This is a genomic window from Streptomyces sp. MBT65, from assembly GCF_016612545.1.
Lineage (GTDB): Bacteria > Actinomycetota > Actinomycetes > Streptomycetales > Streptomycetaceae > Streptomyces.
Genome location: NZ_JAENRY010000272.1, coordinates 1 through 10,450 on the forward strand (window position 1 = coordinate 1; position 10,450 = coordinate 10,450).

9 protein-coding genes are annotated in these 10,450 nt (G+C 71.5%); 6 read left to right on the plus strand and 3 right to left on the minus strand.

Going from position 1 to position 10,450, the window contains the following annotated elements:
- The 3 genes from JHN63_RS39970 to hmgA all read right to left on the minus strand — a co-directional run.
- The coding region (locus tag JHN63_RS39970) for a type ISP restriction/modification enzyme (protein WP_307782099.1) at positions 1 to 614 on the minus strand (614 nt) is incomplete at its 3' end.
- A gap of 141 nt (positions 615 to 755) precedes the next feature.
- Complete coding sequence (locus JHN63_RS39975; RefSeq protein WP_200690017.1) at positions 756 to 1,502, minus strand: GntR family transcriptional regulator; 747 nt, start codon at positions 1,500 to 1,502, stop codon at positions 756 to 758.
- Positions 1,503 to 1,595: 93 nt separating this feature from the next.
- Complete coding sequence (gene hmgA, locus JHN63_RS39980; RefSeq protein ID WP_200690018.1) at positions 1,596 to 2,972, minus strand: homogentisate 1,2-dioxygenase; 1,377 nt, start codon at positions 2,970 to 2,972, stop codon at positions 1,596 to 1,598.
- Positions 2,973 to 3,140: 168 nt separating this feature from the next.
- Between hmgA and JHN63_RS39985 the strand changes: the two genes are divergently transcribed.
- The 6 genes from JHN63_RS39985 (at position 3,141) to JHN63_RS40010 (ending at position 10,305) form a co-directional block, all read left to right on the plus strand.
- On the plus strand, positions 3,141 to 3,704 hold the full coding sequence (locus JHN63_RS39985) for a hypothetical protein (RefSeq protein ID WP_200690019.1): 564 nt from the start codon (positions 3,141 to 3,143) through the stop codon (positions 3,702 to 3,704).
- A gap of 64 nt (positions 3,705 to 3,768) precedes the next feature.
- The gene (locus tag JHN63_RS39990) at positions 3,769 to 4,389 is read left to right on the plus strand and encodes a TetR/AcrR family transcriptional regulator (protein WP_200690020.1); all 621 of its coding nucleotides are present in this window, start codon (positions 3,769 to 3,771) and stop codon (positions 4,387 to 4,389) included.
- A 118-nt stretch (positions 4,390 to 4,507) separates the two neighbouring features.
- The gene (locus JHN63_RS39995; protein WP_200690021.1) at positions 4,508 to 6,748 is read left to right on the plus strand and encodes a molybdopterin oxidoreductase family protein; all 2,241 of its coding nucleotides are present in this window, start codon (positions 4,508 to 4,510) and stop codon (positions 6,746 to 6,748) included.
- Positions 6,749 to 6,870: 122 nt separating this feature from the next.
- Positions 6,871 to 8,301, plus strand: a complete 1,431-nt coding sequence (locus JHN63_RS40000) for a CitMHS family transporter (RefSeq protein WP_200690022.1) — start codon at positions 6,871 to 6,873, stop codon at positions 8,299 to 8,301.
- 23 nt (positions 8,302 to 8,324) lie between these two features.
- Positions 8,325 to 9,563, plus strand: coding sequence for an MFS transporter (locus JHN63_RS40005; RefSeq protein WP_200690023.1), 1,239 nt, complete (start codon positions 8,325 to 8,327; stop codon positions 9,561 to 9,563).
- Positions 9,564 to 9,675: 112 nt separating this feature from the next.
- Positions 9,676 to 10,305 (plus strand): hypothetical protein, encoded by a 630-nt coding sequence (locus JHN63_RS40010; protein WP_200690024.1) that lies wholly within the window; start codon positions 9,676 to 9,678, stop codon positions 10,303 to 10,305.
- The last annotated feature ends 145 nt before the right edge of the window (positions 10,306 to 10,450 follow it).

Here is a 10,450-nt window from a genome sequence, read left to right on the forward strand (position 1 = left end):
GGGACGGTGAGTCCGGGGCGGGCCGTCGTCACCGTCCAGGCGAGGACGTCCGCCGGGGTGGGGGAGTGGCCGAGGTGGGTGGCGAGGTGGTCCAACAGGCCCGGTGCCAGGTTCGGTTCCTCGGCTGCGGGGCGGCGGTACAGGGGGCGGACGCGGCCGGGGCGGAGCTGGGGGAGGACCGAGGAGGCGAGGAGGAGCGGGCCGGGGGCGCCCGCGGTCTCCACCACGAAGATCTGGAGTTCGTCCGCCACCCGCCACAACTCCGGTCGCGCCACGTCGATCAGGCGGTGGTCCGGGATCAGCCACTGCTCGTCGAAGGGGGCGTGCAGGACACGGACCGGCTCCGGGCAGGGGCCGTTGGCACGGATCAGCTTCTCCGTGCCGCTGGACTGGCCCGGGAGTTGGGTCACCGCCGAGTACAGGGTGCGCGAGCGGCTGGGCTCGAACAGGGTCTCCCGGTCCGGGACTTCGGCCTTCACCAGGGCGTCCCAGCGCGCTTTCAGGGTTGCCGCGTCGGGCGCCGTCGGCCACCCCCGGCCGAGCCGGATCGGTGCGACGGACCACGGCATCAGGTCCGCGAGCAGCGGAGCGTCGTCGTGCGTCACGCTCGGCATCGTACGACCTGCCTCCGGTGGCCGGGGTGGGTGTCGCGCCCCAAAGGGGTGCGGGGCCGTGTTTGACCTGCGGCTCCGCCGCCTGGGCGCGACCAGCCCCCATCGGCGCGCGGATGACGCACCGGCCATCCGGCGGAGCGTCTACGCGTCGAGCGTGACGGAGAAGGAGAAGCGGTCACCCCGGTAGTGGATGACCGCCACGTCCAGCACCCTGCCCTGTGTGTCGTAGGTGATGCCCGTGTAGTGCAGGATCGGGCTGAGCAGCGGGACCTGGAGGAGGCGGGCGGTCTCCGGGTCGGCGAGGCGGGCCTCCACCGTGTCCGTGATGCGGCTGATGTCCGCGCCGACGACGTCCCGCAGCACCTTGGTCATCGGCCAGCGGATCAGGTCGTCCAGGTCGAGGCGGGCGGCCAGTTCGGGGCGGATGTGGTTGCGGGCGTGGTTCGTCGGCTCGCCGGTCTTCTCGTCGCTGCGCAGCCGGTGGTACGTCGCCACCTCCGCCAAGTCCGGGAAGTGCTCGGCGAGTTCGGGCGGTACCGACGCCTTGCCGTGGTCGAGGAGTTCCGTCGTCATGCCGGACTGCTGGGCCACGATCGCGTCCACCGAGCCCAACAGCCGTACCGGCGTGGCCCGTCGGACGTCCGGCTCGATGAACGTGCCCCGGCGGCGATGGCGGGTGATCAGACCCTCGTCCTCCAGCTCCTTCAGCGCCTGCCGCATGGTGAGCACGCTGACGCCGTAGTGCCCCGCGAGTTGCTCCTCCGTGGGCAGCCGCAGCGGGTCCCGGGGCGAGCGGCCGAGGATCGAGGCGCGCAGCGACTGCGACACCTGGTACCAGAGCGGCAGCTTGCGGTTCAGGACGATCGAATCCGGGGCGAAGGAGGTCACGGGGCCATCCGTACCGGTAGGGAGGGATCAGTGCAAGGGCCGTAAACCGGTGGGGAGTTGTCGGTGTGCGGGGTGTCGGCCGGTGGCGAAGGGTCAGTGCGACGGGTGGAAGTGGCGTTGCAGGCCCCGCCATACGCCGTCGTAGTCCTGCTGGAGATGGTCCGCGTGCGCCGCCTGGGCCGTGGCCGTCACCGGCCAGCGGGTCTCGAACATGAACGCCAGGCCGTCGTCGATCTTCTGCGGGCGCAGCTCCGCGGCGCTCGCGCGGTCGAAGGTCTCCCGGTCCGGTCCGTGCGCCGACATCATGTTGTGCAGCGAGCCGCCGCCCGGCACGAACCCCTCGGCCTTCGCGTCGTAGGCGCCCTCGATGAGCCCCATGTACTCGCTCATCACGTTCCGGTGGAAGTACGGCGGCCGGAACGTGTCCTCGCCCACCAGCCAGCGCGGGGCGAACACGACGAAGTCCACGCCGGCCAGGCCCGGGGTGTCCGACGGGGACGTCAGCACGGTGAAGATCGACGGGTCGGGATGGTCGTAGGAGATGGAGCCGAGCACATTGAAGCGGCGCAGGTCGTAGGCGTACGGCACATGGTTGCCGTGCCAGGCGACGACATCGAGGGGCGAGTGGTCGTAGGTCGCCGTCCAGAGGTTGCCGCAGAACTTGTTCACCACCTCGACCGGGCCCTCGACGTCCTCGTACGCGGCGACCGGTGCCCTGAAGTCCCGGGCGTTGGCGAGGCCGTTGGCGCCGATCGGGCCGAGGTCGGGGAGTCGGAAGGGCGCCCCGTAGTTCTCGCACACGTATCCGCGGGCTGTCGGGCTCTGCCCGCCGTCGGATGCCGCATCCAGCAGCTCCACACGGAAGCGCACCCCACGAGGGATCAACGCCATATGTCCCGGCTCCACATGGAGGAGCCCGAACTCCGTGCGCAGCAGCAGTCCGCCGCGCTCCGGGACGATCAGCAGCTCGCCGTCGGCGTCGCTGAAGACCCGGTCCATCGAGGCGTCGGCGTGGTAGAGGTGCACGGCCATGCCGGTGCGCTGGGTCGCGTCTCCGTTGCCGCCGAGGGTCCACAGGCCGGCCAGGAAGTCGGTGCCGGGCGCGGGTTCGGGGAGCGGGTTCCAGCGCAGCCGGTTCGGGTCGGGCACCGTCTCCGTGAAGGGCGCCGTACGGATTCCGCCGTTGTCGGCGCGGGTGAAGGGCGGGTGTGCGGCCGAAGGGCGGATGCGGTACAGCCACGAGCGGCGGTTGTGCGCCCTCGGCTCGGTGAAGGCCGAACCGCTGAGCTGCTCGGCGTAGAGGCCGAGCGGGGCGCGCTGCGGGGCGTTGCGGCCCTCGGGCAGGGCGCCCGGGACCGCCTCCGAGCTGTGTTCATTGCCGAAACCGGTGAGGTGGGTCAGTCCCTCGGCGGTCTTGCGGATGTCCGCACGCTCGAACCCGCTCGCGCGGGAGGTACCCCCATCGCTCATCTCTGCTCCTCGCCCTCTGCTCCGGCTGATTCCTATGCATCACCGTAGGATTGCGGTTTCACGGGCGCAAGAGGACGACGAGGAGCGGCCGAAAATCCGACTTCCGGAGGTGAAGAACCAGCCTCAAGGGGGATCCGGCTGTCAGACCGGTGTTCTAGTCTCCCCAGCATGTCGTGGTCGCGCGCACTTCTCACCGCGCTCGCGGTCTGTGCCCTGCTGCTGGCCGGATCGGCGGGCTGCCGCTCAGGGGGCACCCCGGAACGGAAGGGCGACCGGGTGTCGCCGTCACCGGTGGGCAAGGTGCTCGACGACACCGACGAGCAGGGCCGGCACTACCGCGAGGTGAACAAGAAGGGCGCGCCGGGGGTCGGCATCGAGGTGGAGCCCGACGCCGCCGACGACAGCTGGGACGTCACGCTGACCCTCCACGACTTCCGCTTCTCACCCGCCGGCGTGAAGCCCGTCGCCGTCGCGGGCCGGGGCACGGTCCGCCTCCTGGTGGACGGCCGCACCGTCGCCCGGCTCCGCGTCCCCGAGTGCGGCATCGCGGCCGACCTCGTCCCGCACGGCACCCACCACGTCACCGCGCGCCTCTACGCCGACGACGGTACCGTGTGGGCCGTGCACGGCAAGCCGGTGGAGAGCACGGCGGACATCACGGCGTCGGCCACGCAGGCCACGCCGGACGGCAGCAAGACACCTCCGTCCGCCTCGACGCGGGGGCCGGAATGAGTGTTATGGGCACCCAGTTCCGTACTGAGGTGCGAGCTTCACCTGACCGCGGCGGAAAGGCATCATGAAGCCCGTGCCCCACACGACATCGCTCCGTCGTGCGCCCGTGCAGCGGCGCAGCGCCGAACGGCTGACCAGGATTCTCGACGCCTGCGCCGACCTCCTCGACGAGGTCGGCTACGACGCGCTGAGCACCCGGGCCGTGGCGCAGCGCGCCGGCGTCCCCATCGGCTCGGTCTACCGCTTCTTCGGGAACAAGCGCGCGATGGCCGACGCCCTCGCCCAGCGCAACCTGGAGCGCTACACGGAGCGGGTCACCGAGCGCCTCAAGGAGGCCGGTGACGGGGAGGGCTGGTGGGCGGCGGTGGACGCCGTGCTGGACGAGTACATCGCCATGAAGCGCACCGCGCCCGGGTTCTCCCTCGTCGACTTCGGCAATCAGATCCCCATCGGCTCGGGCCACGCGGAACCCAACACCCGGGTCGCCGACCGCCTCACCGACCTCCTCTCCGGCTACCTGTCCCGCGAACCCGACGAGGATCTCCGCCGTACGTTCCTGGTCGCCGTGGAGACCGCCGACGCCCTCGTCCACCTGGCGTTCCGGGTCGCTCCGGAGGGTGACGAGCAGGTCATCGGGGAGACCCGCGCGATGCTGCGGGCGTATCTGGCGCGCGTGCTGGACTGACCGCGACCCGACGCCCACGCTCCGCGGGTTTCCGACCTCACCCCCGTTACCCCTCGCCACCGTTCATACCGGTCGGTATGCTCGCCGCCAAGAGGCAATGTCGCCCATGGGAGGCCCCGTGTCCCGCACCGCCCTGCGTATCTGCCCCCTGTGCGAAGCCACCTGCGGGCTGACCCTCACCATCGAGGGCACCCGGGTGACCGGCGCCCGGGGCGATCGCGACGACGTGTTCAGCCGGGGGTTCATCTGCCCCAAGGGCGCCTCCTTCGGCGCCGTCGACAGCGACCCCGACCGGCTGCGCACCCCGCTCGTCCGCCGGGACGGCGAACTGCGCGAGGCCACCTGGGAGGAGGCCTTCGACGCGGTCGCCGCCGGCCTGCGCCCGGTCGTCGAGCGCTACGGCCCCCACGCCGTCGGCGTCGTCCTCGGCAACCCCAACGTGCACACCATGGCCGGCGCCCTCTACCCGACCGTCCTGCTCGGCGCCCTCGGCACCCGCAGCGTCTTCACCGCGTCCACGGTCGACCAGATGCCCAAACACGTCTCCTGCGGACTGCTCTACGGCGACGCCAACGCGATCCCGGTGCCCGACCTCGACCACACCGACCATCTGCTCCTCATCGGCGCCAACCCCCTTGAGTCCAACGGGAGTCTGTGCACCGCCCCCGACTTCCCCGGCAAGCTCAAGGCGCTCAAGGCGCGCGGCGGCACCCTCACCGTCATCGACCCGCGCCGCACCCGCACCGCCAAGCTCGCCGACCGCCACATCGCGGTCCGCCCCGGCACCGACGCCCTGCTGCTCGCGGCGATGACCTACGTCCTCTTCGACGAACACCTCGTGGAACTGGGCGAGTTGGCCCCGCACGTCCAAGGGGTCGACGAACTCCGGGCCGAGATGGGCGACTTCACCCCGGAGGCCGTAGCCGAAGCCTGTGACGTGGCCGCCGACGAGATCCGCGCTCTCGCCCGCGAACTGGCGGCTGCCCCAACTGCCGCCGTGTACGGCCGGATCGGCAGCTGCACCGTCCCGCACGGCACCCTGGCCAGCTGGCTCGTCGACGTCCTCAACATCCTCACCGGGAACCTCGACCGGCCGGGCGGCGCCCTCTTTCCGCAGGCGGCCACCGACCGGACCCCCCGGCCCGCCGGACCGGGACGCGGCTTCGCGCTCGGGCGCTGGCACTCACGGGTGAGTCGACACCCCGAGGCCAAGGGCGAGTTGCCGCTCTCCGCGCTCGCCGAGGAGATCGACACCGCGACCGCCGAGGGCGAACCGATCCGCGCGCTGATCGCCGTGGCCTCCAACCCGGTGCTCTCCGCACCGGACGGCGCCCGCCTCGACAAGGCCCTGCACTCACTGGACTTCATGGTGAGCGTCGACCCGTACCTCAACGAGACCGCCCGCCACGCCGACGTGGTGCTGCCGCCGCCCCCGCCGTCCCAGAGCCCGCACCACGACTTCGCGTTCAACACCCTCGCCGTCCGCAATCAGGTCCGCTACACCCGCCCCGCGATCCCGCTGGAGCCCGGCCGGATGGCGGAGACCGAGATCCTGGCCCGGCTGATCCTCGCCGCGACCGGCATGCACGGCGCCGACCCCGCCGCCGTCGACACGATGGTCATCGACCAGACCCTCGGCAAGGCCGTCACCGATCCCAACTCGCCGGTCCACGGCCGCGATCCGCACGAGATCGCCGCACAACTCACCGGCGACACCGGCCCCGAGCGTCGGCTCGACATGATGCTGCGCCTGGGCCCCTACGGCGACGGCTTCGGCGTACGACCGGACGGGCTGTCGTTGGAGGAACTCCTCGCGCACCCGCACGGCATCGACCTCGGCCCGCTCGACTCCCGTCTGCCGCAACCGCTCAAGACCCGCAGCGGCAAGGTCGAACTGCTGCCGCAGCCGATCGCCGACGACCTGCCCCGGCTCCGCCAGGCGATGAGTGACCGCGCCGACGGGCTGGTCCTCGTCGGCCGCCGCCATCTGCGCTCCAACAACAGCTGGATGCACAACGTGCCCGCCCTCACCGGCGGCACCAACCGCTGCACCCTGCACATCCACCCGGACGACGCGGCGCGCCTCGGCGTGGTCGACGGAGCGCCGGTCCGGGTGAAGGGTGCCGGGGGAGAGGTGACCGCCCCCGCCGAGATCACGGACGGACTGCGGCGCGGTGTGGTGAGCCTCCCGCACGGCTGGGGGCACGACCGCCCCGGCACCCGGATGAGCCACGCGGCCGCCGATCCGGGCGTCAACGTGAACCAGCTCCTCGACGGCAGTCTGCTCGACCCGCTGTCGGGCAACGCGGTGCTCAACGGAGTGCCCGTGGAGGTCGCCGCCCTCATCGCACCCCTGTGACCTGGAGTTCTGCGCTTATTGCTCGCGCGTCAACATCTTGTTAACGCGGCTTTGCGCGACCTAACGTCATCGGACCGCCGCCCCTGGTGGGAGTTCAAAGGCGAACGTTAGGTGTTCCACTCATGCTGACCATCCTCGGCTTCACCATGATCGCGACCTTCCTGGTCCTGATCATGCTGAAGAAGATGTCGCCGATCGCGGCACTCGTCCTGATACCCGCGCTGTTCTGCGTTGTCGTCGGAAAGGGCGGCAAGCTCGGCGACTACGTCATCGACGGCGTCACCAGCCTCGCGCCCACCGCGGCGATGCTCATGTTCGCGATCGTCTACTTCGGCGTGATGATCGACGTGGGCCTCTTCGACCCGATCGTCCGGGGGATCCTGAAGTTCTGCAAGGCGGATCCCCTGCGGATCGTCGTCGGTACGGCGGTCCTCGCCGCGATCGTCTCGCTGGACGGCGACGGCTCGACCACCTTCATGATCACGGTCTCGGCGATGTACCCGCTCTACAAACGCCTGAAGATGAGCCTGGTCGTGATGACCGGGGTCGCCGCGATGGCCAACGGCGTGATGAACACGCTCCCTTGGGGCGGCCCGACCGCCCGCGCCGCGACCGCCCTCAAGCTCAGCGCCAGCGACATCTTCGTCCCGATGATCCCCGCCCTCGCCACGGGCCTGCTCGCCGTCCTCGTTCTCGCGTACGTCCTCGGCCGCCGCGAACGCAAGCGGCTCGGCGTGCTGACGCTGGACGAGGTGCTGGTGGAGGAGCCCGCCGCATCGGAGACGGTGCTCGTGGGGGCCGGCACGGGCAAGGGCGCCGGCGCTTCGAGTGCCGACAACGACCGCAAGGCCGACGGCGGTTCGGGCTCCGGCACGGACGCCGACGCCCAACTCCCCGACGAGGACGAGGGATTCCAGGGCCTCGACCCCAACCGCCCGACCCTGCGCCCCAAGCTCTACTGGTTCAACGCGCTGCTCACGGTCACCCTGCTCACCGCCATGATCATGGAGTGGCTGCCGATCCCGGTCCTGTTCCTGCTCGGCGCCGCCCTCGCCCTGACCGTCAACTTCCCCCACATGCCCGACCAGAAGGCCCGCCTCGGCGCCCACGCGGAGAACGTCCTCAACGTCTCCGGCATGGTCTTCGCCGCCGCCGTCTTCACCGGCGTCCTCCAGGGCACCGGCATGGTCGACCACATGGCGACCTGGCTGGTCGACAACATCCCCGACGGCATGGGCCCGCACATGGCCTTCGTCACCGGCGTGCTCAGCATCCCGCTCACGTACTTCATGTCGAACGACGGCTTCTACTTCGGCATCCTCCCCGTGCTCGCCGAGGCGGGCCAGGCGCACGGCGTCTCGTCCCTGGAGATCGCCCGCGCCTCCCTCGTCGGCCAGCCCCTGCACATGTCGAGCCCGCTGGTGCCCGCCGTCTACGTCCTGGTCGGCATGGCGAAGGTGGAGTTCGGCGACCACACCAGGTTCGTGGTCAAGTGGGCCGCGCTCACATCGCTCGTGGTGCTCGGGGCAGGAATCCTCTTCGGCATCATCTGACCTCCACGACAAGGGACTCGACCATGGCGCCCGGCAGGAACCGAGGCTGGCTGCTCCGCCTCGTCATCGCCTTCAGCTTCGCGCAGGGGGCGGTGTCGATGGCCCGCCCCGCCGTCTCCTACCGGGCCCTCGCCCTCGGCGCCGACGAGCGGGCCATCGGTGTCATCGCGGGCGTCTACGCGCTGCTCCCGCTGTTCGCCGCCGTACCGCTCGGCCGCCGCACCGACCACGGCCGCTGCGCACCCCTGCTGCCCGTCGGCGTGGTCCTGATCTCCGGCGGCTGCGCGTTGAGCGGGCTGGCCGACTCCCTCTGGGCGATGGCGATGTGGGGCGGGGTGATGGGCCTGGGCCACCTCTGCTTCGTGATCGGCGCCCAGTCGCTGGTCGCCCGCCAGTCCGCCCCGCACGAACAGGACCGCAACTTCGGCCACTTCACCATCGGCGCCTCCCTCGGCCAGCTCATCGGCCCCATCGCCGCGGGCGCCCTGATCGGCGGCTCCGACATGGCCGGCACCAGCGCGCTCGCCCTGCTCGTCGCGGGCGCGGGCGCCGCCGTGTCGTTCACGTCCCTGTGGCGCATCGAGGACCGTACGATCGTCAAGTCCCTTACAGAACAAGGCGATCGGGTGCCGATGCGCAGCATCCTGGGCGCCCGGGGCGTGCCCGCGGGCATCTTCATCAGCCTCTCCGTGCTGTCCGCCACCGACATCCTCACCGCCTACCTCCCGGTGGTCGGCGAACACCGGGGCATCGCGCCCTCCGTGATCGGCGTCCTGCTCAGCATCCGCGCGGCGGCCACCATCGCGTGCCGACTGGTCCTGACCCCTCTGCTCCAACTCCTCGGCCGGGCTGCCCTGTTGACCGCGACCTGTCTCCTGGCCGGCGTCCTGTGCGCGGGCATCGCCCTCCCGCTGCCCGTCTGGGCCATCGGTCTGATGCTCGCCGTCCTGGGCTTCTGCCTCGGCGTCGGCCAACCCCTCTCCATGACGACGGTCGTACAGGCCGCCCCCGACGACGCCCGCTCCACCGCCCTCGCCCTCCGGCTCACCGGCAACCGCCTCGGCCAGGTCGCGGCACCCGCCGGTGCCGGGCTCGTCGCCGGGGTCGCGGGCGTGGCCGCGCCGTTCGTGATGCTCGGCGCGCTGCTGGTGCTCTCGGCGGGGGTCGCGCTGCGCTCACCGGGCGGAACCGCTCGGGAGCGGACGGCGTCCGGCGGCGCCCGGCGCGGGCGGCCGGCCTTGAGCCGGAAGGGCGATATCTAGCGACAACTGACGGCGCGTACGGCGCTGCGCACACGTTCGCCGGGCCGAACGTGAGAGGGAATCAGGTGAAGAAGCGATTCGTACGATAATCACCTGATTCGGAGGGCTGTTCATGCCGACCTCATTCCTGCCCCGACGAGCCGCCGCCTGGACGGCTCTCGCCGCCGCGGCAACCGTCGTCTCCGGCGCGCCCGTCGCCGTCGCCGCCCCCGGTGACAACGGAGACGTCAAGATCCACGAGGTGGGCACGGCCTTCACCGACCAGCGCAACCAGCCGAAGGTCTGCGACTTCTACCTCGCCGCGTTCAACTTCGACACGGTCCAGCAGGTCACCTGGTCCATCGAGACCCAGCCGTCGATCCCGGGCGGCGCGACCCGCTCCGGCACCATCACGCTCGCGACCGGCACCGGCCAGACCATGCCCGTCGCCACGCTGCCCAACGGCATGTACAAGCTGACCTGGAACTTCGTCGGCGAGAACGGCGCGGGCAAGCACAAGGTCTTCCAGGTCGACTGCCCGACGCCGCCGCCCGGCGGAGGTCCCGGCGGCGGAACGGGCGGAGGGACCGGCGGTTCCGGCGGCGGAACGGGTGGTCCCAACGGCGGTCCGCCCGCCGGTGGCGGCGGCCTGGCCCGGGACGCGGCCCTGACCCCGCTCGCGGGTGCCGCGGCGGTGGGCCTGACCGCGGTCGGCGGGGTGGTCTGGTTCCGGCTCCGTCGCCGTCCCCATGGCGCGTCCTGAGCGGATGCGATGAGCTCCAGCACCGCCCCGCGCCCCACTGGGGCGCGGGGCGCCGACACCATGCGCCTCCTGCACGGGCCGCGACCGGTCACGGCCGGCCGCACCTCCCGCGGGGCGCCGGGCCGCACCACCACGCGTGCGGTGC

Excerpts from the sequence above, each read along its gene's own strand:
- JHN63_RS40005 (WP_200690023.1), top strand. The coding sequence starts at position 8,325 with ATGGCGCCCGGCAGGAACCGAGGCTGGCTGCTCCGCCTCGTCATCGCC.
- JHN63_RS39990 (WP_200690020.1), top strand. The coding sequence starts at position 3,769 with ATGAAGCCCGTGCCCCACACGACATCGCTCCGTCGTGCGCCCGTGCAG.
- JHN63_RS39985 (WP_200690019.1), top strand. The coding sequence starts at position 3,141 with ATGTCGTGGTCGCGCGCACTTCTCACCGCGCTCGCGGTCTGTGCCCTG.
- hmgA (WP_200690018.1), bottom strand. The coding sequence starts at position 2,972 with ATGAGCGATGGGGGTACCTCCCGCGCGAGCGGGTTCGAGCGTGCGGAC.
- JHN63_RS40010 (WP_200690024.1), top strand. The coding sequence starts at position 9,676 with ATGCCGACCTCATTCCTGCCCCGACGAGCCGCCGCCTGGACGGCTCTC.
- JHN63_RS40000 (WP_200690022.1), top strand. The coding sequence starts at position 6,871 with ATGCTGACCATCCTCGGCTTCACCATGATCGCGACCTTCCTGGTCCTG.